The organism is Streptomyces sp. NPDC104814 (genome assembly GCF_055583185.1).
On the sequence record NZ_JBVJOL010000007.1, the window covers coordinates 131,308 to 157,294 of the forward strand.

The 25,987-nt window shown below is 70.8% G+C and carries 19 protein-coding genes; 11 read left to right on the forward strand and 8 right to left on the reverse strand.

Annotated features, from left to right (window positions below):
• The first annotated feature begins 150 nt into the window (after window positions 1-150).
• The 4 genes from ACZ64A_RS23395 (at window position 151) to ACZ64A_RS23410 (ending at window position 9,108) form a co-directional block, all read left to right on the forward strand.
• The gene (locus tag ACZ64A_RS23395; protein ID WP_469812774.1) at window positions 151-2,016 is read left to right on the forward strand and encodes an alpha/beta fold hydrolase; all 1,866 of its coding nucleotides are present in this window, start codon (window positions 151-153) and stop codon (window positions 2,014-2,016) included.
• Window positions 2,009-3,649 (forward strand): serine hydrolase domain-containing protein, encoded by a 1,641-nt coding sequence (locus ACZ64A_RS23400; RefSeq protein ID WP_469812775.1) that lies wholly within the window; start codon window positions 2,009-2,011, stop codon window positions 3,647-3,649. Before ACZ64A_RS23395 ends, ACZ64A_RS23400 begins: the two co-directional genes overlap by 8 nt.
• A 198-nt stretch (window positions 3,650-3,847) precedes the next feature.
• A complete protein-coding gene (locus ACZ64A_RS23405; RefSeq protein ID WP_469812776.1) occupies window positions 3,848-8,305 on the forward strand; it encodes an RICIN domain-containing protein in 4,458 nt (1,485 codons plus the stop codon).
• Window positions 8,306-8,406: 101 nt separating this feature from the next.
• Window positions 8,407-9,108, forward strand: a complete 702-nt coding sequence (locus ACZ64A_RS23410; RefSeq protein WP_469812777.1) for a hypothetical protein — start codon at window positions 8,407-8,409, stop codon at window positions 9,106-9,108.
• A gap of 58 nt (window positions 9,109-9,166) precedes the next feature.
• Here ACZ64A_RS23410 and ACZ64A_RS23415 read toward each other — a convergent pair whose 3' ends face one another.
• On the reverse strand, window positions 9,167-10,285 hold the full coding sequence (locus ACZ64A_RS23415) for an FAD-dependent oxidoreductase (RefSeq protein ID WP_469812779.1): 1,119 nt from the start codon (window positions 10,283-10,285) through the stop codon (window positions 9,167-9,169).
• 72 nt (window positions 10,286-10,357) lie between these two features.
• Between ACZ64A_RS23415 and ACZ64A_RS23420 the strand changes: the two genes are divergently transcribed.
• Window positions 10,358-11,044: a TetR/AcrR family transcriptional regulator gene (locus ACZ64A_RS23420; RefSeq protein WP_469812781.1), complete on the forward strand. Its 687-nt coding sequence runs from the start codon at window positions 10,358-10,360 to the stop codon at window positions 11,042-11,044.
• A gap of 39 nt (window positions 11,045-11,083) precedes the next feature.
• On the opposite strand, the gene ACZ64A_RS23425 is transcribed toward ACZ64A_RS23420, so the two are convergent.
• Complete coding sequence (locus ACZ64A_RS23425) at window positions 11,084-11,611, reverse strand: DUF6584 family protein (protein WP_469812782.1); 528 nt, start codon at window positions 11,609-11,611, stop codon at window positions 11,084-11,086.
• Window positions 11,612-11,681: 70 nt separating this feature from the next.
• Complete coding sequence (locus ACZ64A_RS23430) at window positions 11,682-12,923, reverse strand: L,D-transpeptidase (RefSeq protein ID WP_469812784.1); 1,242 nt, start codon at window positions 12,921-12,923, stop codon at window positions 11,682-11,684.
• A 328-nt stretch (window positions 12,924-13,251) separates the two neighbouring features.
• Between ACZ64A_RS23430 and ACZ64A_RS23435 the strand changes: the two genes are divergently transcribed.
• Together ACZ64A_RS23435 and ACZ64A_RS23440 are read left to right on the forward strand one after the other, a co-directional pair.
• Window positions 13,252-13,488: a chaplin family protein gene (locus ACZ64A_RS23435; RefSeq protein ID WP_469812785.1), complete on the forward strand. Its 237-nt coding sequence runs from the start codon at window positions 13,252-13,254 to the stop codon at window positions 13,486-13,488.
• A 156-nt stretch (window positions 13,489-13,644) separates the two neighbouring features.
• Entirely contained in the window at window positions 13,645-14,247 is a 603-nt protein-coding gene (locus ACZ64A_RS23440) for a dihydrofolate reductase family protein (RefSeq protein WP_469812786.1), read from the forward strand.
• 88 nt (window positions 14,248-14,335) lie between these two features.
• Here the strand turns inward: ACZ64A_RS23440 and ACZ64A_RS23445 are convergent, their stop codons facing one another.
• Both ACZ64A_RS23445 and ACZ64A_RS23450 read right to left on the reverse strand, forming a co-directional pair.
• Window positions 14,336-15,430: a DUF1152 domain-containing protein gene (locus tag ACZ64A_RS23445; RefSeq protein ID WP_469812787.1), complete on the reverse strand. Its 1,095-nt coding sequence runs from the start codon at window positions 15,428-15,430 to the stop codon at window positions 14,336-14,338.
• Window positions 15,427-16,860 carry a coproporphyrinogen-III oxidase family protein gene (locus ACZ64A_RS23450; RefSeq protein WP_469812789.1) on the reverse strand — a complete coding sequence of 478 codons (1,434 nt, stop codon included), beginning with the start codon at window positions 16,858-16,860 and terminating at the stop codon, window positions 15,427-15,429. The genes ACZ64A_RS23445 and ACZ64A_RS23450 overlap by 4 nt, the downstream gene beginning before the upstream one ends.
• Before the next feature lie 296 nt (window positions 16,861-17,156).
• Between ACZ64A_RS23450 and ACZ64A_RS23455 the strand changes: the two genes are divergently transcribed.
• The 4 genes from ACZ64A_RS23455 to ACZ64A_RS23470 all read left to right on the forward strand — a co-directional run bounded on the left by ACZ64A_RS23455 (window position 17,157) and on the right by ACZ64A_RS23470 (window position 21,988).
• Window positions 17,157-18,389 carry an ATP-grasp domain-containing protein gene (locus tag ACZ64A_RS23455; protein WP_469812790.1) on the forward strand — a complete coding sequence of 411 codons (1,233 nt, stop codon included), beginning with the start codon at window positions 17,157-17,159 and terminating at the stop codon, window positions 18,387-18,389.
• 1 nt (window position 18,390) lies between these two features.
• Window positions 18,391-19,644 carry an ATP-grasp domain-containing protein gene (locus ACZ64A_RS23460; RefSeq protein ID WP_469812791.1) on the forward strand — a complete coding sequence of 418 codons (1,254 nt, stop codon included), beginning with the start codon at window positions 18,391-18,393 and terminating at the stop codon, window positions 19,642-19,644.
• Window positions 19,645-19,763: 119 nt separating this feature from the next.
• Window positions 19,764-20,990 carry an MFS transporter gene (locus tag ACZ64A_RS23465; RefSeq protein ID WP_469812792.1) on the forward strand — a complete coding sequence of 409 codons (1,227 nt, stop codon included), beginning with the start codon at window positions 19,764-19,766 and terminating at the stop codon, window positions 20,988-20,990.
• Window positions 20,987-21,988, forward strand: a complete 1,002-nt coding sequence (locus tag ACZ64A_RS23470) for a GNAT family N-acetyltransferase (protein WP_469812794.1) — start codon at window positions 20,987-20,989, stop codon at window positions 21,986-21,988. The genes ACZ64A_RS23465 and ACZ64A_RS23470 overlap by 4 nt, the downstream gene beginning before the upstream one ends.
• Before the next feature lie 96 nt (window positions 21,989-22,084).
• Here the strand turns inward: ACZ64A_RS23470 and ACZ64A_RS23475 are convergent, their stop codons facing one another.
• From ACZ64A_RS23475 to ACZ64A_RS23485, 3 genes are all read right to left on the reverse strand, one after another.
• On the reverse strand, window positions 22,085-22,960 hold the full coding sequence (locus ACZ64A_RS23475) for a geranyl diphosphate 2-C-methyltransferase (RefSeq protein ID WP_469812796.1): 876 nt from the start codon (window positions 22,958-22,960) through the stop codon (window positions 22,085-22,087).
• 16 nt (window positions 22,961-22,976) lie between these two features.
• Window positions 22,977-24,455, reverse strand: a complete 1,479-nt coding sequence (locus ACZ64A_RS23480) for a family 2 encapsulin nanocompartment cargo protein terpene cyclase (protein ID WP_469812798.1) — start codon at window positions 24,453-24,455, stop codon at window positions 22,977-22,979.
• A gap of 81 nt (window positions 24,456-24,536) precedes the next feature.
• A complete protein-coding gene (locus ACZ64A_RS23485) occupies window positions 24,537-25,952 on the reverse strand; it encodes a family 2B encapsulin nanocompartment shell protein (protein WP_469812799.1) in 1,416 nt (471 codons plus the stop codon).
• Between the last annotated feature and the right edge of the window lie 35 nt (window positions 25,953-25,987).

Below are 25,987 nucleotides of genomic sequence, written 5' to 3' on the forward strand. Positions count from 1 at the left end.
CCCCGCGGGTGCGGGCATGACCCCATTGGGCCTGCTGGAGTGCGGGGCACCAGCGGGCTTCGGAGCATGGCGTCTGACGACCCCCACCATTCGGTGACGAGTTCGATCGGTGCCGGTGCGTTGCCTCCGGTGCCGGTTCGGAAGGACGACATGCCCATACGTAACCGCGGCGCAGCTGCCGCCGCCGCCATGTTCCTGGCCGGCTTGACGGTGCTGAGCGCGGCCCCGGCCCACGGCACGTCCGGCGTGGCCACCATCCGCCACAAGCCCGCGGCGAGAGAGGGCGACCCACCGCTCTTCAGCCGCCCACAACCCGGCCTGGCGCCGGGACCGACGGCCGGTGAGGCACTGCCCGCAGGCGCGCAGGCCGGCACGCACACCGTCGCCTCCGGAAACACCCTGTGGGACATCGCCCGGCAGACCCTGGGCAGCGCGCTGCAGTGGGACAGCGTCTACACCCTGAACCGGCAGACCATCGAAGGCGAGGCCCGTCGGCACGGATACGCGTCCAGCGACCAGGGCCACTGGATCTTCCCCGGGACCGTGCTCACCCTGCCTCAGTCGCCGTCCGCGCGGACGCGGCCGTCGGCGCGGTTCGAGCCCGCTCCCTGCCCGACCACGTACGGAGTGCTGAAGAACACCCGCTGCGGCTTCCTCGTCGTACCGGAAAACCGGGCTCGGCCTTCCACGCGTACCCTTCGCCTGGCCGTGGGGATCGTCCGCTCGGCATCACCGAGGCCGCGCCCCGATCCGATCGTCTTCCTCACCGGCGGGCCCGGCGCGGACGCCCTCGGGAACATAGCGGAGCTCACCGAGGCCGGGCTGAACCGCGACCGGGACATCGTCGTCCTGTCCCAGCGCGGCACGTTCTCGTCCCAGCGGCCGCTGACGTGTCCCGAGATCGACCGGTTCTACGGGGAGCGCGTCCACCTCCTCTACGACGCACCCTCCACCGGAGACCGGTACGCGCAGGCGGCGGCCCGGTGCCGCGAGCGCCTCACAGCCCAGGGAGTCGATCCGGCCGCCTACAACACCAGCGAGAACGCCGCCGACGTCGCGGATCTGCGCACGGCCCTCGGCATCCGGCAGTGGAACGTCCTCTCGCATTCCTACGGGACGCAACTGGCGCTGACCTACATGCGCATGTTCCCCGAAGGAATCCGCTCGGTGACGGTCGACGGCGTCGTACCGCCGTCCGTGGCGACGCCCGGGTGGACGTGGAGCAGTATGCGGGAGGCGTTCGACAACATCGTGGCTGCCTGCGCGGCACAGCCCTCCTGCCGGCGGCGCTACCCGGACGTCGGCGGCACCTACCTGCGCATGGTGCGTCAGCTGGAGGCCCGTCCGGTCACCACGTATGCGACGGTGCCGCAGGTCGGCAGGGTGAAGGTGGTCCTCGACGGCGGGGCGCTGCTGAACTGGCTGGTGAGTGCCAGTCACGCCCCCGACACCTTCCCGGTGGCGGTGGACGAGCTGGCCCACGGTCACCCCGAGCGCATCGCCGAGCAGTGGGCGTCCGCCTGGCTTCCCGGCTCGCAGGGGATGTTCGCTCACGGGTTCGGCCTGAGCGTGTGGTGCAGCGAATGGGTGCCGTTCGAGACGCCCGGCGAGCAGCTCGCCAAGGGGCAGCAAGCCTTCCCGGAGCTCCCCCGCTCGGTCCTGGCCCAGGCGCCTCAGCTGCCGTTCCTGAGGCAGGCATGCCAGGCCTGGAACGTCCCGAAGGCGCCCGACTCCGTTCGCGCCGTCACTCGCAGCAGCATCCCCACCCTGGCCATCTCCGGAAGCTTCGACGCCCAGACCGGGGCGCAGTGGGGAAGCTACGTCGCCCGGACGCTCTCCCGCTCCACGGTGGTGACCCTGGCCGGTGTCGCCCACGGGGCGTTCGACCAGCCGTGCGGGGCGACGGTGATCACCTCCTTCTTCGACGACCCCGACCACCCCGACACCCGGTGCGTGAGCTCCGTGAAACCGGCGCCTTTCGCCATCGACGGTGAGGGAGGCGGAACCCGTGGATGAGGATCTGCTGCCGTCAGGCTGCGACACGGTGCGCCGTGCGTCGCCCGGTCTTCCCGGTCCCACGGGGTGGTCCCGTCGCGGATTCCTGGGCTCCGCGGCAGCGGTCGGCTGCGCGACCGTCTCGCTGGGACCGGCGGCGACGGCGGCCGCGTCCCCGCGGTCCACCGTCAACGGCGGCGGCACCGGCACTGGCGACACCGGGAACTCGCTGTTCAGCGCCCTCGATGCCAAGATCGAGCAGGCCATGAGGGCGTATGCGATTCCCGGGGCGGCGGTGGGCGTGCTCCTGGACGGCCAGGAGTACGTCAAGGGGTACGGGATCACCAATGTCGACCATCCGGTCCCGGTCGACGGTGACACCGTCTTCCGGATCGGCTCGACCACCAAGACCTTCACCGGCACGACCATGATGCGGCTGGTCGAGCGGGGTGAGGTCGAACTGGACGCCCCGGTGCGCCGCTACCTGCCCGACTTCGCGGTGGCCGACCCGTACGCGTCGGCGCAGGTCACGGTGCGGCAGTTGCTGAACCACAGCGCCGGGTGGCTGGGCGACGACTACCAGGACTTCGGCCCCGGCGACGACGCGCTGGCCCGCTTCGTGGCGTCGATGGCCCGGCTGCCTCAACTCACGCCCCCGGGCGAGGTGTTCGCTTACAACAACGCCGCGCTGTGCGTGGCCGGCCGGATCATCGAGGTGGTGTCGGGCACGACCTACGAGACGGCGGTGCGCAAACTGGTCATCGATCCGCTCGGCCTCGACCACACCCGCTTCTCCAGCGACGAGATCGTGGGGTTCGACGTCGCCGCGTCACACAACATCGTCGACGGCAAGGCCGTACTGGATCCGTCCTTCTGGCCCCAGCCGCGCAGCCTCGCGCCGACCGGCGGCCTGATCTCCAGCGTCCGCGACCAGCTGAGCTGGGCCCGCTTCCACCTCGGCGACGGTACGGCCCCCGACGGCACACGACTGCTGAGCAGGGCATCGTTGCAAGAGATGCGCTCCCGGCCCGGCCCCGGCGGCACACTGGTCGTGGAACTCGACGGCATGGGCGTCACCTGGATGCTGCGCCCGACCGCACAGGGACCACGGATCGTGCAGCACGGCGGGACCTGGCCGGGCCAGATCTCGGGCTTCCTGATGGTTCCCAGCCGCGGCTTCGCACTGACCCTGCTGACCAACTCGGAAGGCGGTACACGGCTCAGGGACGAGCTGTTCACCGACGACTGGGCCCTGAACCGGTACGCGGGCGTGACCAACCTGCCCGCCAGGGCCGGCACCCTGAGCAGCCGGGAACTGGCCCCCTACGAGGGCCGTTACATCGCCCAGCGGATCAACGAAAAGGGCGCCGTGGAAGACGCCGTCATCGAACTGGCCCGGCACGACGGACGGCTGCGCGGTACCCAGACCGTCCAGAGCCCGGCGAGCGATCCCGGAGTCGCCTCCGACCAGGAGGACGCGGTCGAGGACCAGACCAGCGAGGTCGGAGTCGCCTTCTACCGGACCGACTTCGCACTGGACCTCGACCCCGAAGGCACACCGGTCGGCACCCGCTCGGACTTCGTGCGCGGACCCGACGGCAAGGTGACCTGGTGGCGCAACCACGGACGGCTCCACCGCCACCAGAGCCGGTGACGGACACGGGGCCCTGGGGTGAGTCGTAGCGGCCAGGGCCCCAAGTCTTCAGATTTTCCTCACATGTAACTCACAAACACTTTGCCGCACCGGTCACCCATGCCTAAGGTGATCGCCGCGCCGGACGGAGCCGACCACTTCGTCATCGCGCGCGTCGACCGGCGACCGGGGGAACACCGTCGCCAGGGGGAGGAACCCGTGCCGAGACATCGGCTTCTCACGCATGCCCGATTGCGGTCAGGGCCGTTGACCGCTCTGCTCACCACCGGCGTCGCCGTGGCCCTGCTCGGGGGCATCGCCGTTCAGCCGGACCTGCTGAGCCGCTACGACCACGACCACCTCGTGCCCGTCGCCGACAGCTACGACGGGTTCGACGCGCAGGCCGCCGAGCAACTGCGGCAGGACCAGTGTCTGCTGGGCGAGGCACTGCGGATGGGCGGCCCGGCCATGTCCGCCGTCGCCCAGGACGGGCTCAATCAGCCGCCGGACAAGCTGCACACGGCGGCGAACCGGCAGTACTGGGACCACACCCCGCTCAATGTGGCCTTCGAGCAGGACCGCGCCGCCGCCGACAAGGAAGGCACGGCCGACTACGAGCACATCCGCGACTTCGAGATCTCGGGCCTGCCCACGCCGGGCGGCTTCAAGTCGGTCACCGACTTCGAGTGGCCGCCGGGACTCGGCGGTGACGACCGGCCGACGTTCTTCGGGCAGACCGGTCTGTCCAAGTGGATCTGGGAGCAGTTCTGGAAGAGCGAGAGCGACTTCTACCGTGATCCGACCCCGAAGGCCGACGACGCCACCGTCAAGGCGGTCAAGGACCTCGGCACCCCGCTCTACGGCACCGACCCGGCCCCCGGCACACCGGAGTGGAACCAGGGCTACGAGGAGCGCCGGGCGTGGGACGGCCTGGTCAACTGGAGCATGGAGCCGCTCAGCGCGGACAACGCCCGCCTCTTCCTCTCCTACGGCGGCTTCCCCCGGACCGCGCCCGAACCGGGCACCGTCGAGTACCGCATCGCCGTCGAGGACCTGAAGTCCCGCTTCGCCTCCTGCGCCTGGCGCGGCCCGGTCGACCCGAACAAGGTCCTCGGCAGGGAGGTCGCCGGCGCGTCCGCCGAGTGGCAGCAGGAGATCGCGGCGCAGGCCGGTCAGCGCAACCAGATCCTGACCGCGAACCGCAGCGCCACCACGGCTCTCGCCGCCGGTTCCAAGGCGCTCGGCGAGATGCTGGGCCAGTCCTGGCGCGCCGACCACCTGGTCCGCTGGCAGGACTACTGGTCGGCCGGAGGACCCGGCTGGATCGGCGACAGCCCCTTCGTGGTGCACCCCCACGGCGCGGCCGACAAGTGCCTGGACGTGGCCGGAGGCAAGAAGGACAACGGCACGCCCGTGCAGATCTACACCTGCAACGGCGGCGCGGCGCAGAAGTGGCAGATCTCGGGCGACTCCCTGGTGAACCCGGCTTCGGGCAAGTGCCTGGACATCAAGAGCAGCGGCACCGCGAACGGCACCGTGGTGCAGATCTGGACCTGCAACAGCTCCGCGGCGCAGAAGTGGCAGTACGGCACCCACGGCACCACCCGGCTGTACAACCCCGGCACCGACAACTGCCTGGACCTGGCGACGTACAACAACAGCCAGGACAGCCGGATGTGGGACTGCACCGGCAAGGACCCGCAGAAGTTCGACATCGTCCCGTCGGGCCACAACGGCACCGACAATCTGGACTACCCGAAGAAGGCCCAGTTCGACCGGGTGACGGCGGACATCGCCAAGGCCCAGACCGAGGCGAAGAAGCAGCTCGACGTCATCAAGGCGCAGGCCGCGATCGCCAAGACGGCCGCCACCACGACGGACACCGCCATGCAGGCCGCGTACGCCGTCGCCGACAAGGCGGGCGCGCCGCGCGGCCGCGGTCTGCTCGTCGGGCAGCAGAAGGCCCAGGTCACCAAGGCCTCGGCCGCCGCGATGGACGCGCTGTCCAAGGCCGGTGACACGGCCTACGCCGCGACCCGCGCCGCCGCCGGTGACAGTGCGACCGTCGCCGCCCGCGCCCTGACCCAGGCCGCCCAGTCCAAGGCCGCCTTCCGTACGGCCGCAGCGAACGAGGCCCGCGCCCAGGCGAAGGCCGCCGCGGACGCGGCCGCCGTGCAGGCGCAGAACGCCAAGGCCGCCCGCGATGTCGCGAAGGCGAAGCTGGCCGAGACGCAGAAGGCCGAGGCCGACGCGAAGGCGGCGGCTGCCGACGCGCACGCCAAGCGGCTCGCGGCGGAGGCCGAGGAGGCCACGGCGAAGGCGGAGAAGGACACCGCCGCCGCGAAGCAGGCCGAGGCCGCCCAGCACAAGGAGAACGCCCAGGGTTATGCCACTCAGGCCACGGAGGCCAAGACCAAGGCCGAGGCGGCCGAGTCGACCGCCCTCGCCAAGCGGCAGGACGCCGAGGCCGCCCGGGACCGGGCCAAGGGCAAGATGGACGACGCCTGGGACGCGGAGAACAAGGCGCACGCCGCCCGCGCTCAGGCCGACGCCAAGGACGCCTACGCCGACGCCCATGACTCCGACGCCGACGCGAAGGACTCCCGGACGGCGGCGGACGAGGCGGACCGGCACGCCGACGACGCGGAGGCCGCCGCGAGGTCCGCGCGCAGCGAGGCGAACGCCGCCTCGAAGGCCGCGGCCGACGCGGACGCCGCCGCCACCCGCGCGGAGGCGGCCGCCAAGCGGGCCCGCTCGGACGCGGACGCGGCGCAGGCCGCCAAGCTGCGGGCGGACGCCGCTGTGCGGACGGCGACGAGTTCGGCGGCGGACGCCATCGCGGCGTCCCAGACCGCCGCGGCGGCCGCGCGCACCTCGGTCAAGCTCGCCGACGACGCGGAGAAGCACGCCGCCGACGCGAAGGCGCAGGCCGACGCCTCCAAGGCCGAGGCGGCGAAGGCGGTCGCGGGTTCGGCCGACGCTGCCGGGCACGCGTATGTGACGGCGCAGGCGGCGGAGGACGCGAGCAGCGCGGCCCAGCAGGTGGCGGCCCCGGCCAACGACGCCGTCCAGCTGGGCTCGCCGTACATCACGACCGACTCGGCCGCGGGTCTCGCCGTGCTGGCGGGCCAGTCGTCGAAGACGATCGCCGAGCAGCAGCAGGCGGTCGCCCAGGCGCACGCCGCGAACGCCCAGAAGAACGCCGAGCAGGCCCAGAGTCTGGCGAACGCGGCGACCGGCGACGCGAAGGCGGCGTACACGCTGGCGGCGGAGGCCGCCGGGTTCGCAGCGACCGCACGTGCATCGGCGAAGGACGCACTCGGCTACTCGGCCGAGGCCGCCGGGTACGCGGCGGACGCGCAGGCGTCCCTGGCCCGCGCCACCGCCTACGACCAGCAGGCGACCGACGACGCGACGGCAGCCGACCAGGCGGCGGGCCGAGCGGAGAGCTCCGCCGCCCAGGCCCGCTCCTCCGCCGACCAGGCCGCGCTGGACGCCTCGGCGGCCCACACGGCGGCCGCCGAGGCGGAACAGGCCGCGAAGGACGCCCGTGCGGCGGCCGACCGCGCCGACGCCGACGCCACCGCGGCCGAACAGGCGGCGAAGGACGCGCAGAAGTACGCGGAGTCCGCCCAGCAGGCGGCCGACGAGGCGACGAACAAGAAGGCCAACGAGCAGGTGTCGACCGGTGCCGGCACCGGTCACGACCGCACCTTCTACGTGGTCGACAGCATCCAGCCGATCGGTGATCCCAAGCCGCTCAACGACTGTGTCCTCGGCATGGGCAACAGCAGTTGCCGGGTGACCTTCGAGCTGCACTTCGACGCCGTGGTCAGTTTCTACTACTGCGCCAACCCGGATGTGCCGGCCACCGAGGCCGGGTGCCCGAAGCAGGACACCGTCTTCCTCGGTTCGCAGCCGTACAAGGATCTCAAGCGGGAGATCACGCAGACGTACACCACGTGGGACTTCACGAAGATCATCTGGAGTGCGATCTGGGACGCCCTCAAGAAGGACTTCGTCGAGTGCTACCACCAGGCGACGCCGTCGAACGACGGTGGCACGGTCTCCGGGTGCGCGTGGGCAGCGGCCTCGTTCATTCCCGGTGAGAAGGTCCTTGCGGGGCTCAAGTACATCGGCCTCGTCGAGGACGCGATCAGGACCGGGCGGGGCGCGGAGAAGCTGCTGGGCGAACTCAAGGCGCTCATCGGTGAGAAGGCCTCCGCGAAGGACATCGCCGACCCCGACACCCTCGCCGGGATGGCCCGCCGGCTCTCCGAGCGCATGGCGGACCGCGCCAAGGCCGCGAACAGCCTCGACCTCGACCTGGTGAAGAAGCTGGAGGCGAGCGGCGCGAACCTCAACCGGGCGAACGTCGTCATGGCCGTGCGCTACTCCCGTCCCGGCGTGCCCGTCGCGTGGCTGGAGGTCGGTGACACCCGGGCCGGGCTGGTGCACATCCTCTTCCGGCACGCGGGCGAGTTCATCGAGCGCGGTGTCGCCGCCGAGGACATCCCGCGGCTGCTCGGCAAGGCCCTCGACGAAGGGAAGATCGTCGGCTATCAGGGAGCCGACAAGGGCAGGCCGATCTACGAGACCGTGTACAACGGAACGACCCACAGGGTCGCCATCACCGTGGGCGACAACGGATTCATCGTCGGGGCGAACCCGGCGTGAGGCAGCCGCCGCCGGCCGCGGGGAGCCCTGGTGCCCTGACCGGGACAAAGGGTCGCCCCGCGGCCGGCGGCGCGGCAGGACCAGGAGAAGAACCACAGCTCATGACCCGAGAAACCGCTCCGCGCCACCTCATGGTGCGTGCCCACGGCGGCGCGTCACCTCTGTCCACGGCGGACACCGGTGCCGACGCCGGTGCCCCCACCGACCCGGACGACTTCGTCCACGAGGTCTCCTTGGACGATCCGCGTCTGCACCTGCCGGACGACCTCACCGAACGGCTCCGCCGATGGGACCGGGCGCGCCCCGACGGCGGGTTCACCGACCGGCCTGCCCTGCGCCGCCACGTCGGACAGGGACTGGAGGCTGCCCAGGACCTGGCGCGGCACCTCGGCCCCGACTGGGTGGTGCGCTACTGGGACGAACAGCACGGCCACGCGAAGTTCGTGTGCTGGGGCTGCCGGCGGCTGCACTGGAGTGCCGACGCCCACGGCACGCCGCCGCACCCACGGCACGTGGTGGTCGAGGGCGAGTACAAGTGGTTCCCGCTGCGCGCCGAAGGCTTCGGCGACTTCGCCCCCGACGATCCCGCCGCCGCGCTCGGTCTGTCCGAGGACCTGGTGCGAGAGCTGTACCGGTGGGCGAAGGACATCGACTCGGTGATGGAGACCTGGCTGAGAGACCGGGACGACACCGCACGCGAGGCCGCCTACGCCCGTCTGGAGACCGAGGGCGAACAGCTGGCCCGACGCGTCGCCGGCGAACTCGGTCCGGGGCGAACGGCCGGCTACGGGGGAATCGGCTGACCCCAGGCGCGCTCCACTGCGTTCCTGGTGCTGGTGCCGGTGCTCTCGCGCCGAGCCGTCAGGACGGCTGGACTTCCTCGAAGAGGGCGAGGGCCTGGGCGGGGTCGGGGCTCACGAGCCGTTCCAGACCGGCCGCGGTGATCTTCGCCCATCTGCCGGCCCGGGCCCACATCCGCTCCTCGAAAGCGCGGACGGCGTCGTCCAGGTCTCCCGGGCCGGTGGCGAGGGACTCGGCGAGTTCGGCGCCTTCCAGCATCGCGAGGTTCGCGCCCGCCCCGAGCGGGGGCATCAGGTGGGCGGCGTCACCCATGAGCGTCACCCCGGGCACGTGGGCCCACGTATGCGACTCGGGCAGGACGTGGATGGGGCGGTGGACGAACGTGGTGCCGTGGCGGAGGAGCTCCAGGAGGGGCGCGGCCCAGCCGTCGAACAGGGCCAGCAGGCGGGCACGTACGGCCTCGACGTCGGCCGGATCCAGGTTCGCGTGCCAGTCGAGCGGCGCGCGGAACTGGGCGTACACCTTGGTGTGGCCGCCGCTGCCGCGCTGGGCGACGAGCGCCCGGTTCACACCGTACGCGGCCATGGAACCGTCGCCGATCAAACGCGCGAGGTCAGGGTGGCGGCTGTCGATGTCGTCGAGGGACGTCTCCATCGCGGTGACGCCGGTGTAGCGCGGCGTCGCCGAGGAGAGTGCCGGGCGGGTCCGGGACCAGGCTCCGTCCGCGCCGACCACGAGATCGAACGTCTCCTGCCGCCCGTCCGCGAACTGGACGAGTACGCCGTCCTCGTTCCCCGGTACCACCTTCGCCACTCCCCGGCCCCACTGGACGTCGAGGGGGCCGAGCAGCAGGTCACGGAGTTGCCCGCGGTCGATCTCGGGATTGGCCCGCTCATCGGGACGCGGCCGCCAGTCGCGCAGGACGGTCCCGTCGGTGTCCAGGATGCGCATGGCCTGCCCCTCGGGCCGGGACAGCGCGTGGAACTCCGCCAGCAGCCCCGCCTTGTCCAGCGCCAGCTGGCCCAGTCCTTCCTGCAGGTCCAGCGTGCCGCCCGCCGGGCGGGCGTCGGGAGCGGGGTCGCGCTCCAGGACGGCGACGGGGTGGCCATGACGGTGCAGGACACGGGCGAAGGTGAGGCCGGCGGGGCCGGCACCGACCACGGCGATACGATGTCTCATATCGATACACTGTATTTTCCGCGTACGATGCAGCGCAAGAGAGCAGCGTGACCGGGACGGACGGTGTGGGCGATGAGTGTGTGGGACCGGCCGGAACGGCCGGCGCGCCCGGTGCCGCTCGATCGGGAGCGGATCGTCGCCGCCGCCGTCGAGCTTGCCGACGAGGGTGGCCTGGAGGCGGTGTCGTTGCGCAAGGTCGCCGCGCGGCTCAACGCCGGCCCGATGCGGCTGTACGGATTCATCTCCACCAAGGAGGAACTGTTCGACCTCATGGTGGACGAGGTCCAGGCCGAGATGCTGCCCGGGGAGCAGCCCGGTGACTGGCGGGAGGCGCTGCGCGTCCTCGCCCACCTCACCAGGCAGGCCGCCCTGCGCCACGAATGGCTGGCCGACCTGCTCGGCGGCCGCCCGGCCCTGGGCCCGAACGGCCTCGCGGTGACCGAGGCCAGGCTGTCCGCCCTCGACGGTCTCACCGACGTCGACACCGCCATGCGCGCGGTGGAGACCGTCAGCGCCTACGTCACCGGCGCGATCCGGCGTGAGATCGCGAACCTGCGGGCCGAGCGCGCCACGGGCCTGTCCAAGCGCGACTGGCAGCGCGCCTCCGGCCCGCATGTGAGGAAGATGCTCGCCACCGGCCGCTTCCCGGCGTTGGCCAAGGCCGTGCACGACGGCACGGACGTGGACGCCGGGACATCCTTCGCGACGGGCCTGGAGTGGGTCCTGGATGCGGTGGCCGCCAGACTCACCGGACGTTGACCGTGCGCCAGGCCCGGAAGAAACCCTCGGCGGCCCGGGTCAGGCAAAGAGAGCGACGGCTCCGTTCACCCCTATCGCAAGGAACGCGAGCACCAGCACCAGGCAGCCGACGGCCGCCAGCGCACCACTGACCGTCCACGGCCGCGAGGGCGCCGCGCAGCCTGCGTCGAGACCGTCCCCGTAGGAGGCCGGGTCGTCCCAGTCGACGGGGTGCCCCAGCGCGTCGGCGCAGGCAGTCCGCACCGCGACCAGCCGGCCCTCCGCGAAGGGGGTGGCGGCCAGAGACTCGGGGCCGCGCCAGGCGAGGGCCTTCATCCGCCACAGGGGAGACCCGTACCGTGCCTCGAAGGCGGCGGTCTCCTCGGGACTGCGGTCCTCTTCGAGGTACATCCAGCGTCCGGCCTCGGCGGCGTCGCCGTACAACCGGTACACCTCCGCCAGACGCCGCCGGAGCGTCAGGTCATGCGGGTACGACGAGACGAGACCGCGCAAACGCTGACGCGCGACGGGGACCCGGCCGACGGCCAGGTCCGCATCGACTCGGGCAAGGGTCTCTCTCAGGGGCATGAACGCATGATCGTCTACCGCGGGGGCCCACGTCGACCTGGTTTCCAGGTCTGTGGCGTACGACCCGGCGTCAGCTGGTCGCGCTGCCCGCCACCCACTCGCTCCACGGCATGTTCCAGTCGCTGAGTCCGTTGTCCGGGGCCGGCGTCGCCTTGTCCTGGGAGTTCTTGACGATCACGACGTCACCGATCATCGAGTGGTCGAAGAACCACGCGGCGGGCAGCTTGCCGTCGCCGCCGCCCCTGGCGTCCTTCAGGCCCACGCAACCGTGGCTGGTGTTGACCTTGCCGAAGACCGAGTCGGCACCCCAGAAATTGCCGTGGATGAACGTGCCCGAATCGGTCAGGCGCATGGCGTGGGGTACGGCCGCGATGTTGTACGCGGGCTTGCCGTCCTTCTCCGTGAGACCGACGCTCGCGCCGTTCATCCGGATGTGCCGGAACTTCTCGGAGATGACCATCCGACCGTTGTACGTCGGGTGCTCGGCGCTGCCGGACGAGATCGGGATGGTCTTGATCGTCTTGCCGTTCCGTACGACGGTCATCTGCTTCGTCCTGGCGTCGACCGTGCTGACCTGGCTCCGGCCGATGTTGAACGTGACCGTCCTCTGGACGCCGTGAAGGCTGAGCCTGACGGTGACCGTGGAGCCGGGCTTCCAGTAGTTCTCCGGGCGGAAGTCCAGGCGGCTGCCGTTGAACCAGTGGCCGACGACCCGCTGGCCGCTGCTGGAGACGACCTGGATCTTCGACTCCATGGCGGCCTTGTTCTTGATCGCCGTGTCGAAGTTCACCGTCACCGGCATGCCCACGCCGACGGTGGAGCCGTTCTCGGGGGAAATGTGCCCGATGAAGTCGTTGGCCGGGGAGACCGTCGTGATCGTCGCGTTCTCGGTGGCCGAGCGCCCCTGGGCGTCCACGGCCTCTGCGGCGATCTGGTACTTGGTGGCCTGCTCCAGCCGGCCGTCCGGCGTCCAGGACGTCCCGTCCGCGGACAGGGTGCCCGGGATCACGGCGCCGGTCGCGACGTCGGTCATGGTCACCTCGGTGAGCTTGCCCTTGCTGACCGTGACCTTCACGGGGTCACTGATCGCGACGTCGTGGGCGCCTTGTCCTGGGGTGATCTTGATGCGGGCGTCGGAAGCGTCCTGGGCGACGGGCCGAACTTCGGTGGCGTGCGGTTTCGGGGAGCTTCCTGCGCCGTTGCCGCCCGTGGCCGCACTGCTGGTGCCGCTGAGGGCGGTAACCGTGAGCACACCGCCGATGACGCCGACCGTAGCCGCCAGCGTGGTCCGTCGTATACGTGCCGTGATCAAACGCTTATCCCTGCTCTGGTCTCACCAGCCCTGAGAACTGGTTGCTTCAGAAGTCCAAACATCCTTTGTAATCCCTTATACGCACCGATCCACGCCAAAGGGGCACATTGTGGCGAAGCCCACCACCAGCGAATGGCGGGGATGCAGGCGACGGAAACCGGGTCTACGGTTTTTACGTGGGGGTGGCAACGACTGATCCGCAGCGGACACCTCCACCACTGGTCCGGCGCCGGTATTTCTGACAAGACCGAACGCCTGACCCAAAAGCATTGATCAGGTGGCGTCACGGTGGTGGGGGCTGGAGCCGTGATGATCAAAGAGGTGTGCCATGAATCGTCGCATTTTCAGCGCGCTGGCCGCGGTCGGCGCATGCGGGGCCGTCGTAGCGGGGGCCGTCGTGGGTTTGAGTTCGCCTGCCGCCGCGACCGTCAACGTGTGCGGCAACACGGTCAATGTCGGCACGTCCGGCCGCCCGGCGTCCGGGCAGACGTGCATCAACGGCCAGAATGTCACCGGGACTTCGTCAAGCGGCTCTGTGTACGTGTACAAGTTCCTCCAGCGGTGATCGTGGCGAGGGGTAACCGACCCCGAGCCCGCGCGGCCCCACAGGAGTGCTCACCGGCCCAGGCATGAGGCGCCCGAGAATTCTCGGGCGTCGATGTCGAGATCCCGTAGTCGGCTCCGTCCCCGTGGTGAGACCTTCCACGATGAGGAGCACGACATGAACCAGCCGGCCGGCGGTCGCCGTATCGTCACCAACATCGCCCTCTCCCTCGACGGCCGCTACGCCGCTCCGGACAACCCCCTCGACATGAGCTGGGTGATGCCGTACGCGGTGTCCGACGTGGCCCGCGACCATCTCACCGGCCTCTGCGAGACGGCGACCACGGCTCTGCTCGGGCGCGTCAACGCGGAGGGTTTTCTCGGTTTCTGGCCCACCGTCATCGGCATGGAGGGCGCCGATCCGCGTGACGAGGGGTTCGCGAAATGGCTCGTCGACGCCGACAAGGTGGTCCTGTCCTCCACCCTGAACGAGGCACCGTGGGAACGGACGGCCGTCGTCGGCAAGCCGGCCGCCCAGGTCGCCGAAGACCTCAAGGACACCGAAGGCGGCGACGTGCTCGTTCTCTCCAGCGCGAGCGTCATCAAGGCGCTGCTCGCCGCCGACAAGGTCGACCGGCTGGCCCTCACCCTCTTCCCCGTCTTCCTCGGCGGCGGCCCGCGTCTCTTCGACGACGGTCTGCCCACCGGCAAGTGGACGCTCGTCAGCCAGACCGCCGGCGAGGACGGAACCCTTGCCCTGGTCTACGACCGTATCCGCTGAAGCAGACCCGCCGGACCTCCCGTTCACGGCAACCAGTCCGGGGGCGACGCCCGTTGCAAGGCGCCGCCCCCGCTCCCGCTCTGGTCGGTCAGCTCGTCAGGGACAGCAAGGGGAAGGCGTCGAGGCCGGGGCGGTGCTCGCTCAGCAGGTCGCGGGCGTGTTCGGTCAGGCGCCAGTCGTAGCCCAGGGATTCGACGGCGCAGCGGACGCTCACGTACCGGGCGCCGGGGTGGCCGGCACGCTGGAGGTGGAGCCAGGCGTCGAGTTCGCCCAGGAAGGATGCGTCGTCGTTGTCCTCGCGTGCGCCGGTGAGGCGGACGGCCCGGCCGCGCTCGCGTTCGTACTCGCTGAAGCCGTACAGCTTCAGGCAGACGGATTCCGCGTCGGCCAGGGTGCCGGGGCGGGTGTCCAGCAGGCCCTGGGCGAGGGGGTTGTGGTCGAGGGCCTGTTCGAGTGGCAGGTCCCAGACGCGGCGGCTGCGGTCGGTGAGCGGGATCGGGCCGGCGTCCTGCCTCGTGAGGCAGGGGCCGCGCAGCCCGGCTGCGGCCGCGGTGATCAGGGCGCTGGCCTCGGACGGATGCCAGCGGAAGACGTCCGCCGCCCACGCGGGGATGCCGGAGTTCAGAGCGGTGCCGTCGCCGGTGACGCGGGCGAGAAAGGTCGCTTCGGGTATCTCCCCGTCGAGGCCGGGGCCGGCGACGTGGACGGTCGTGCGGATCCCCGCCAGGTGGCAGGCCGCGAGCGCGAGCGCGTCGAGCAGCGGGCTGGCGAGGGTGGGTTCGTCGCCGTGGGCGAGGATGTCGCCGCCCACGTCCACGACGCTGATGTGGTCGACGCCGAGGGCGCGGGCGGTTCGCCCGATCTGATCGGCGAGGCCCTCGACACCGGCGTAGGGGTCGAGGAGCGCGAGCCCGGTCGGCAGCTGACCGGCCAGTCGCGGCAGGGTGGAGCCGCGGGGTGCGAGGGGTGCGGTGCCGGCGGTGAAGAGCGGCACCGGCAGGGTGTCGCGGTCGAGGCCGGTGAAGTCGTGCGGGGCTGCGGGACCGGGGACCGGGTCCACGCCGAGGCGCTCCCAGCCGTAGGTGAGGACGACGGCGTCGGACTCACCGCCCAGGCCGCTGTGGGTGAGCGCGGCACCGACCGGGTCACCGCCACCACCGGCCGCGATGAGCAGGTCGGTCACGAAGCGGCCTGCGCGGTGCGGATCCCGGAGATGCCGATCGGCGTTCCCATGTGCTTCCGGGCTCGCTCGTTCCGTTCGTGCAGGCGCTCGTAGTACTCGCGGTCCAGCTGGACGACGGTGTCGGAGAAGAACATCCAGGACAGGATGTCGCGGTACTTGAAGCCCTCCGGGGTGAGCTGGACGCGGCGGCCGAGGCGGCGCAGCAGTCCGGTTTCCTCGGCGGCGTCGAGGATCGGCTCGAACAGGTGGGCCTTGTCCTGGTAGCCGAAGCGGTCCAGTTCGCCGAGGTCCAGGTCGAAGGTGTCCAGGACGAGGCGCTTGCGGATGATCTCCTCGTCGTCGAGGGCGAAGCCGGTCACGGGCTGCAACGCGTGGTCGTTCGCCTTGGTGATGTAGTCGGCGACCTCGGACATGGACGGTTTGACGGAGCCCACCATGTAGTCGAGGACGCCCGTGTAGGAGCGGGCGCCGACGCCGAGGCCGAGCAGCGGTACACCGTGGAAGGTGAGCACCTTCTGCTTGTAGCCGCCGCGGCCGAGCTTCTTGTAGCGGACGGAGCCTTCCTGGACGTAGCCGTGGTCGGTGAAGACCTGACGGGCGTAGTCGTAGCGCTCGTAGAGGTTGGGCGACTGCGCGTACTGGTAGGAGCCGGTCTTGGAGAACCAGGCGTCCGGGCGCACGGTGAGGAAGTACGTGCTGATGGTGGAGGGGTTGAGCTTGGCGAGTTCGTCGACGGAGGTCCGCCAGGTCTCGTCGGTCTGGCCGGCGAAGCCCATGATGAGGTCGGTCGACAGGTCCGGCAGGCCCTTGTCGTGCACGATCTCGATGGCCTTGCGTATGACCTGCTCACCGGCCTGACCGCGTCCGGCCTCGCGGATCTCCTTCGGCACCAGCGACTGGATGCCGATGTTGGCCCGGGTCAGCCCGAGTTGCAGCAGCCCTTCGAGCGTGGCGGGCTCGTTCACGATGGAGTCCGGTGTGGCCTCGATCGCCACTTCCTCCACGGTGGAACGCCAGTTGGGGTACACCTCGTCCAGCGTGCTGAACAACTGCTCGAAGTGGCGCAGGGACAGCAGGCTCGGCGTTCCGCCGCCGATGTAGACGGTACGCAGCCGGCGGGCGCGGATGATGTCGGCGTGGTCGCGCAGCTGGGTGCACAGCGCGTTCATGTACGCCGTGTAGACGTCCGCGTCCTCGCTGATGATGGTGTACAGGTTGCAGAAGCCGCACTTGTAACGACAGAACGGCACGTGCAGATACAGGTTGAGCTCGGGTACCTGATACAGGCTCAGGTCCTGCTTCCAGGCGTCCTCGACGGTCCAGGAACCGTCGAGGGGGCGGTAGGTGGAACGGGACGGGTAGGAGTAGTTGTACGGCGGGATGACGCCCTGACGGATGTATTCGGTGATCTGTGCGGCGTAGCCGGTCACGCGGAGGTTGCCCCTCTCGTGCGGGTATGACGGGTGGGTCGTCCGAGAGTCAATCCGCGATTCGCCGCGGGGACCCAGGTCCGGTACCCACGAAACCCCGGCCCGCTGAAAGCGCTCTTCGCTGTGCGATGGTCCCAACTTCAGCGGAAGAGTCCCGTCCACGAAGCCTGAACCTTAGGATCAGGGCCGCGGTCGAGCTGCTGGAGCTTCCTACAACCGTTGTCGTGAAATCGCCGTTCTGCTCTGGTTGTTACGTTCATGGCACTGGTCGTGCGGCAGCGTGTCTACTGCGCGGCGTGAAGAGGATCCTGCTGATCGAAGCGCTCGCCAACTCCGGCCCCTATGTGCTGGACGCCGCCCGTTCACTCGGCGCGCACGTCTTCGTCGCCACCCACGAGGACGTCTACAAGAGTTATCCCGCCGCTGTGCGCGACAAGATTCACGGCACGGTGTTCACCGACCTCACCGACCCCGACCGGGCACTGACGGACCTGGCCGCGTTCGCCGAGACGACAGGGATCGACGCGGTGGCCGGCTGCTGGGAGTTCTTCACCCCGCTCGTCGCCCACCTGGCCCGGCTTCTGGACCTGCCCGGCAACGACCCCGGGCTCGCCCATGCGTGCCGGAACAAGGCGGACATGGCCCGGGCGTTCACCGCGGGTCAGGTGCCGTCGCCCCGAACGGTCGTCGTGGACACGGCCGGACAGGCGGAAGCCGCCCTCGCGCGGGCCGGTATCGGATTCCCGGTCGTCGTCAAACCCGCCGAGCAGGGCGGTTCCTGGGGTGTCAGCGTGGTCGACGGACCCGGGCAGCTCGACACCGCCGTACGGCACGCCCGGTCGTGGCCGGTCGCCGCGCCGCACGGCCTGCCCATGGATCAGCGGGTCGTCGTCCAGGAGTACGTCGGCGGGCCCGAGTTCAGCCTCGACACGGTGGTCTGGCGCGACGAGTACTTCCATCTGCCGCTGGTCGAGAAGCACACCACGGGCGGTTCCTACCGGGCCGAGACCGGGCACACGTGTCCCGCAGCCGTGGACGAGGCCGGCCTCATGGCGGTGCGGGCTGCCGCCGAACGGGCCCTGAAGGCGCTGGGCATCCGCAACGGCGTCGCCCACACCGAAGTCAAGCTCTCACCCGAGGCGGGCCCCGTCGTCATCGAGGTGGGCGCCCGCCTTCCCGGTGACCACCTGGTGGACGTGGTGCGCCGGGCCTCCGGCATCGACGAGGCCCGGGCCTATCTGCAGGCCGTCCTCGACGAGAAACCGGACGTACCCGCGCCCCGTGAGGGGGCGTGCGCGATCCGGTTCCTCACTCCCCCACGCGCGGGCACCTTCCGCGGCGTGACCATCCTCGGCCGGCACGACGGCCTGGTCGACCAGCACCTCACCACGCCGCCCGGCGCCGCCGTCGGCAGTGCTCACGACAACTCGGCCCGCATCGGTCACCTGGTGTTCACCGCCCCCACTGCGGGCCAGGTCAACGCCGACGCCGCTCGCGTCCTCGCCCACACCCGCGTAGAAGTGAGCTGACATGCAGCGCATCGCCTTCCTCCGGTCCGCCGACATCCGGCGGGCCGACCCGTACATCCACGGCGTCGCGCCCGTCCTGGCACAGCTCGGCGCCGAGGCACGCCTCTTCCACACCAACCGCCATGACTGCGGCCCCGATCAGTTCCCCGGTACGAGCGAACGACTCGACCCCGCCGCGAGCCCGGACGACTTCGTCGAGCGGGTGCGCGCCTGGGGTGCCGACGCCGCGGTGGCCATCTCCCTGCCTGACGAGAACGCCCTGCGTGACGCCGTCGTCAAGACCAGGCTCGAAGCCCTCGGCATCCGCACCGTCATGACCCCCCTCGCCGCCACGCGCGTCCTGTGCGACAAGTGGGAGACCAAGCGGGTCCTGCACGCGCACGGCCTCACCACCCCGCCCGCCGTCCTGGTGGACAGTGACCTCCTCAACCACCGGACCCTGCCCGTCCCGGCCTATCCGGACGCCGTCCGCCTCGCCGCCGACAGCCTCGGCTACCCCCTCATGGCGAAGCCGCTGTGGGACTCCACCAGCATGGGCATCGAGTTCCTCGCCGATCCCGCCGCCCTCGACGGCTACCTGGCCGCCCGGCCCAGGGCGCACGCCGTCCTGGAGAAGTGCGTCGCCGGACGGCTCTGTTCGGTCGACATCGTCGGCGCGCCCGGGCATTACACCGTCATGCCGCTCATCCGGACCGGCACCGCGGGAGGTCCTCCCACGTTCACCTTCGACGACCTGCGGTACGTCGAGCCCACCCCCGACGACGACTTCGGGCCCACCGCGCGGCGTCTGGTGGAGCTGTGCACGGAGCTCGGTGTCGAGGGGTCCGTCAATGTCGACATGATCCACGCCGACGGCGTCTACCACGTCCTGGAGATCAATCCCAGGATCGGCGGCGCCACCACGCTGTCCATCGCCGGCAGCGGACTCAACACCTTCGTCGCCCTCCTCGACATCCTGCGCGGCACCTGGCCGACCCGCACCGAGGCCGTGGCCGGACGCTTCGCCATCGAGTGCCTCACGGCGAACCCGACCCCGGCACTGCTCGCCGAACTCCGCGCCTGCGTCGACCTCGTCACCTGCCACGACCTCGTGATCGACGGGCACGACCACGGCGGCATCCTCACCTTCACCGTGGAGCCCGGCGACGAGCAGCGGGCGGTGAAGAGTCTCAGCGAGCTGTGCGCACGGACCGGTTTCATCGCGGCGCCGATGCTCGACAAGATCCGCCGCCTCCTGACCCCCGCGGCCCAGTGAGCCTCCTCACCGGCAGGCGAGCGGCACGACGCCGCCGCGACGGCCGACAGCGCGCCGGACTGCGCGGCGCCCCGCCAGGCGGCGCTCGCCGCGGGCTGCGGGCCCGGGCAGGACTGCCCGTGCTGACCGGAGCGGGCCGGTTCGTGGCCGCGCACGCCGTCGACAGCCTCGGCACCGGGCTCATGTTCGCCTTCGCCGTCGTCTACCTCACCCACGCCACGCACCTCTCCCTCGCGGAGGTCGGAGCGGCCCTCACCGTGGGCAACCTCCTCGCGCTGCCCACCCCGGCACTCGGCGGGTTACTCCTTGACCGCTTCGGCGCGAAAACGGTCGTCGCGGTCGCCAACCTCGTCTCCGCCGCCGGGTTCACGGTGTTCCTCGTGGTCGGCTCCGCGTGGCAGATCAGCCTCGCCTATCTCGTCGTCCAGGCCGGTATCAACCTGTACTGGACGGCCGCCCGCAACCTGGTGCCTCTGGCCGGCGTGCCCGGCGAGGAGCGCCTGTGGTTCGGGTTCATCTCGTCGCTGCGCAACCTCGGCATCGGTGCCGGCGCCGCGGTGTCCGCGGTCGTCCTGGCCGTGGCCGGTCCGGACAGCCTGTACGTGCTCGTCGGCGCGAACGTCGTGACGTTCCTGTGCGCGGCGCTGCTGTTCCTCACCTGGAAGCCCGTCCGGGGCCGGGACGCGCCGGACGCACCCGGCCGGCCGAGGGAGCGTGGCGGGACTGCTGCACGGGGAAGCTGGGGCGCCCTCCTGCGGGACGGCCGCTACCTCCTGCTCGTCACGGCCAATCTGGCCTTCGTGCTGGCGCAGATGGTGCCACCGGTCCTGCTCGCCGTGTACGTCACCGACACCCTGCACGCCGGAACGTGGATTCCCGGCACCCTCCTGGTCGTGAACACGGTCGCCGTCGCCGTCCTCACCCCCGCCGTCACCAGCCGCTCGGCGCGTCACCGGCCGCAGCGTGCGATCGCGGCCGGGTTCCTCATCGGCTCCGCCGCCTTCGGCCTCTTCGCCGCGCCCCTCGCCCTGAAGGGCGCGCCCGCCTGGGCCGTGGCCGCTGTTCTGATGGCCGCGATGCTGCTGTTCACCCTGTCGGAGATCCTCAGCTCCCCCGCGCTCAACGAACTCTCCGTGGCCCTGGCCCCCGCCGAGGCCAACGGGCGTCACCAGGCCGCCTTCCAGCTGTCCTGGTCCATCGGCGGCGCCGCGGCACCCGTCGTCCTCACCACGCTCCTGAGCCGGCAACCCGCCCTGCCCTGGCTGCTTCTCGCCGCCCTCAGCGTGCTCGCCGTCCCCGCAGCCCACGCCCTCGCCCCACCCGACCGGGAAGAACCACTGCCGTGATCCTCACGCACACACACGACATCACCGGCGTTCCCGCCGACCGGTGGGACGCCCTGGCCGCGCAGGCGGGCTTCTACCTCTCGCACCGGTGGCTCGCGGCCCAGCAGCACGATCCCACGGCCGAGGTCCGCTACGCCCTGGTCCACGACGACGACGGTCTGATCGCCGCCGCACCGCTGTACCTGGTCGACGCCGAACCCAACGCCCTCTACCGCGTGCACGAGATCGTCCCCGACCGGGGGCCGACGAGGACCGTGCTCGCGGGAGCGCGCCGCGGCTACCTCAACGCCCCGCTCCTCCACCCCCGCCTCTCCCCCGACCGACGGCGCGAGGCACTGAAGCGGCTCGTGGCGGCCGCGGGAGATCTCGCCTCGGCCCACGGCGCACAGCCGTGGTGGCTGTACGTCACCGACGCGGCCGCCTGCGAACTGGCCGACGCCTGCGGCACCAGGCCCACCCAGCTCGGCCAGGACGCGCTCATCTCCCTGCCCGGCAGCACCTTCGACGACTACCTCGCCGGACTGCCCTCGAAGCGGCGCGTCGCCATCCGCCGCGAGCGCCGGGCCTTCTCCGAAGCCGGTTACGAGCTGCGTACCCTGAGGCTGTCCGAATGCGCCGACGCCGCCGGCGCACTGCTCGCCCAGTTGCAGGAGCGCCACGGCCACCCGACCGCACCCGAGGACATGGCCCGGCTGCTGCGCGCGCAAGCCGACGGCATGGCCGACAGCGGAACGGTCTGCGCCGCGTACGCGGACGGCCGCATGGTCGCCTTCAGCCTCTTCTACCGCCATGCCGGCACCAACTGGCTGCGCGCCACCGGCTACGACTACGCACGGCTGAGAGGCGCACACGAGTACTTCAACCTCGTCTACTACCTCCCCGTCGAGGACGCCTACGCCCACGGCGCCACCGCCCTCCATCTCGGTATGGAGTCGCTGCGCGCCAAAACCCTCCGGGGAGCCGTCACTTCGCCGCTGTGGGCGATCGAGGGCGCGTGAACGGAGGGCGGTGGGGCAGGGCCGTAGGCTCTGTCGTGATGTGCCTGATTGCCTCGCGGGGCCGCTGGTGAGGACACCGGCCCCGCGAGGGCGGGGTCACACCCGGTCGGCGGCGATCAGGACGTACTGGAAGGAGCCGTCCCGGTAGGACTCGATGAACGCCTCCTCGATTCCCGTGACCAGCGAGGACGTGGCCCGCAGCTCCCAGTAGGGCAGGGTGTCCGGAGTGAGGTCCACGATGGTCTGCGGCACGAGCCGGTTGTCGGCCATGGCCCGCAGATACTCACGGCGGGAGTGGATGTTGCACTCGAAGTGGGCGTTGATCTGCGAGACCCACTTCGACGGCTGACCGTAACGGGGGTTCCAGCACCCGGTGATCGTCACATAGCGGCCGCCCACCCGCAGGAAGCGGGAGTGCTCGGCGAACAGGTCGTGCAGATCGACGTACATCGTGGACTCGTTGTTCCAGGAGGCCGCGATGCTGCCCTTGTCGAAGGGCGTGTCGAGCATGTTGCACACGCGGGAGCGGACGTGGTCGTCGATCCCCAGTTCCCGTGCGCGCCTGTTGCCGAAGTCGGCCTGGGTGGCGGACAGCGTGACGCCCTCGACCTTGCAGCCGAAGCGGCGGTGGGCCATGACCATGGACCCGCCGCGCCCGCAGCCGGCGTCGACGAGGGTGTCGTCGGGGCCGATGGAGCCGAGGTGGTCCATCAGGAACTCCGCCTGTGCCGACTCCAGCCGGTGCAGCTCCGCGATGAGCTTCTTCTCGTACTCGCTGTCGGCCGGGTCGCCGAGCGCGGCGTGGTCGACGGCACCGATGCCGTAGTGGTGGTGGTAGAGCCCGTCCACGTCACCGAGGCGGAGGTTGACCGGCCGCGCCTCGTTGTTCCAGTAGCGGGCGATGTCCCCCTGGTACGGCGTCGCCGGGGCCGGGATCTTCGCGGTGGCGGTGGGGGTCGTTTCAGTGGTCACAGAGATGTTCCGTTCCTTACCAGAAGTCGGGCAGGGTGTAGCGGTAGGTGTTGGTGCGGTGCCAGTCGTGGTTGCCGTCGACCCAGGCGGCCACGCCCCTGAGGAAACGCAGCACCGGCGGGAAGGGGCAGGCCTGGGCGAGGTCGGCCGCGGCGGCCTCGAAGGCGTGCTGGAGTTCGTTGTGGACCTCGACGGCCTTCAGATAGGCGTCCCGCTCGGAGAGCTGTTCGCGCTGCGCGATCACCACCGGCAGGTTCAGGTGGAGGCCGGGGCTGTCGAGTTCCTTGGTGTACGAGTACAGGTCGTTGACGATGGTGGTCGCGTTGCCGGCGAGGGCGATGACCCGTTGCATGTCCGGCCGGGCGTGGAGGTCCGCCGGCAGTTCGTAGCCGCCGACGGTGTCGGTGATCGTGGGACAGGGGCGGAAGTTGTTGAACTGGCGCATCGCCAGGTACTCCCACACCTCCGGCACGTAACCGGTCTGCGCCCAGGCGGCCTCGGCGAGGTAGCCCATGTGCAGCCGGGCCATGTCGTGCCGGTAGCGGTCGGCCTGCGAGGGGGTGGCCGCGCGGACGAAGTAGTCCATCGCACTGCGGTACGCCCGGCGCGGGGCGTCCGAGGCAAGGGATTCCTGCCACGCCGGCGCGTACTCCCCGGTGGTGTGGAAGTGGTCGAGCGCGGTGTGCGCGAGAAGAAGGCGTCCGCCGAGTCCGACGGGTGATCCGCCGTGGTCCTCGCAGTAGCAGTCGTCCACCGCGTTCTCGGCGACCATCAGGCGCGTGGCGAGCATCAGGTGGTCGACCGTCGGGGCGTCGGGGTGGCAGGCGACCATGTACCGGCCGACGGAGAAGCCGTCGAACTGCCCCTCCCACTCCTCCGGATAGAGCTGGACCTCGTCCTCGGCCCAGCACTTGATCCGGCGGCTCACCTCCTCCACGCGTACGGGGTCGGGTTCCGGGACGGGGTGGTAGTAGAGGCCGGGAACGGCTCGCCCCTCGGCGGCCGGGGCGGGTACCGGGGACACCTGATCGGGGACCGCGGGCTTGTACCGGTCGGCCAGGGCGAGCGACGTCGTACCCAGTCCGGTCGGTCCGCGCAGAAGCCCCTGCAGGGCCGAGCCGGCCGCCGTCGTGTCGGGGGTTCCTGGTACGGCGGAGGCGGGCTGGGCCGGAGCCGGTGGCTGCGGCGGTGGCGGGGCGGTGATGGTGACCGCCGGCGGCGAAGGCGGGGCGGCGATCGCGACCGACGGTGGCGAGGACGGGGCGGCGATCGCGACCGACGGTGGCGAGGGCGGGGCGGCGATCGCGACCGACGGTGGTGAAGGCGGGGCTGCGATCGTCACCGGCGGATGCAGTGCCGCCAGGAAGTCGGACGCGGGCGGCGTGACCGGAGGGTTCGGGATCACCGGCCCGGGAACGTCCGGTACGGCTGCGGGCGGCGTCGGCCGCTGCTCAGGGGCAGGGGGTGGTGATCCGAGGGGCCCGGAGTCGGGCATCTACGGCTCCTTGCTGCGGTGGGGTGGGTGCTGCGCCGTGCGCGGGCTGGTCAGGCGTGGCCCCGCCGGCTGTCCAAGGCTTCAGCGCGGCCTGGGAGCGATCTGCACGTTCTCCATCACGCCGAGGGCGTCGGGCAGAAGCACCGCGGCGGAGAAGTAGGTGCTGACGAGGTAGGAGATGATCGCCTGTTCGTTGATGCCCATGAACCGTACGGAGAGCCCTGGTTCGTACTCGTCCACCAGTCCTGTCTGATGCAGGCCGATGACGCCCTGGTTCTTCTCGCCGGTGCGCATCGCGATGATGGAACTGGTCTGTTCCTTGCTGATGGGGATCTTGTTGCAGGGCAGGATGGGGACCCCGCGCCAGGCGGGCACGGACTGCCCACCGAGGTCGACGTGGTCGGGGTAGAGACCGTAGGCGTTGAAGCCCCGTCCGATGGCGGCGATGGTCTTCGGGTGGGCGAGGAACAGTTTGGTGCCGCGCCGCCGGCAGAGCAGATCGTCCATGTCGTCCGGGGTCGGCAGGCCGGAGCGGGGCTGGATGCGCTGCTTGTAGTCGGCGTTGTGCAGAAGCCCGAACTCACGGTTGTTGACCAGCTCGTGTTCCTGGCGCTCGCGCAACGCCTCGACGGTGAGCCTGAGTTGTTCCTCTGTTTGGTTCATCGGGCCGTTGTAGAGGTCGGCGACCCGGGTGTGGATCCGCAGAACCGTCTGGGCTACGGAGAGCTCGTACTCGCGCGGCCGCAGTTCGTAGTCGACGAAGGTGCCCGGCAGTTCGGCCTCGCCGACATGACCGGCCGACACGGCGATCTCGGCCTCGCCGTGTTTGTTCTGCCGCTGCCGCGTGCGGGAGCCGAACGCGTCGACATGGGCCTGAAGGTGGGGCGCTGAGGCCCGGACGGCGGCGAAGTCGGAGCGGGAGAGGGTGAGGAGGGTGCCGGAGGTCTCGGCGGTGACCGTGCAGTCGTGGTGGGCGTCGGGGTCCGTCAGCGCGCTCTCGCCGAAGTGGTCGCCGTCCGCGAGCACCGCGAGGGCGACCTCGTCGCCGTACGGGCCCTCGGAGGTCTGGCTGACCCGGCCGTGGGCGATCATGTGGAGCCGGTCCGCGGGGCTGCCGCGCTCGACGAGGACTTCGCCCGCCGCGAAGTCGCGCTGCGTGCAGCGGTCGGCGAGCGCGGTGAGGACGTCCGTGTCCTCGAAGCCGCGCAGGAGGGCGAGTTCACCGAGTTCCCGGGGGATCACCCGGACCGTGGCGCCCTCCTGGACGAACTCGATGCGCCCGTCGCCGAGGGTGTGCCGCAGCCGCCGGTTGACCCGGTAGGCGCCGCCCTTGGCCTCGACCCACGGCAGCATCCGCAGCAGCCAGCGGGAGGTGATCTCCTGCATCTGCGGGGCCGACTTGGTCGTGGTGGCGAGGTTGCGCGCGGCGGCCGTACTCAGGGACTGCTGCGGCGCTTCGGGGGTGGTCCGGGCTTCCGGGATGCTGTCGACGGACATCGGGGGGCGTTCTCCTTGCACGACGGGGCGTCCGG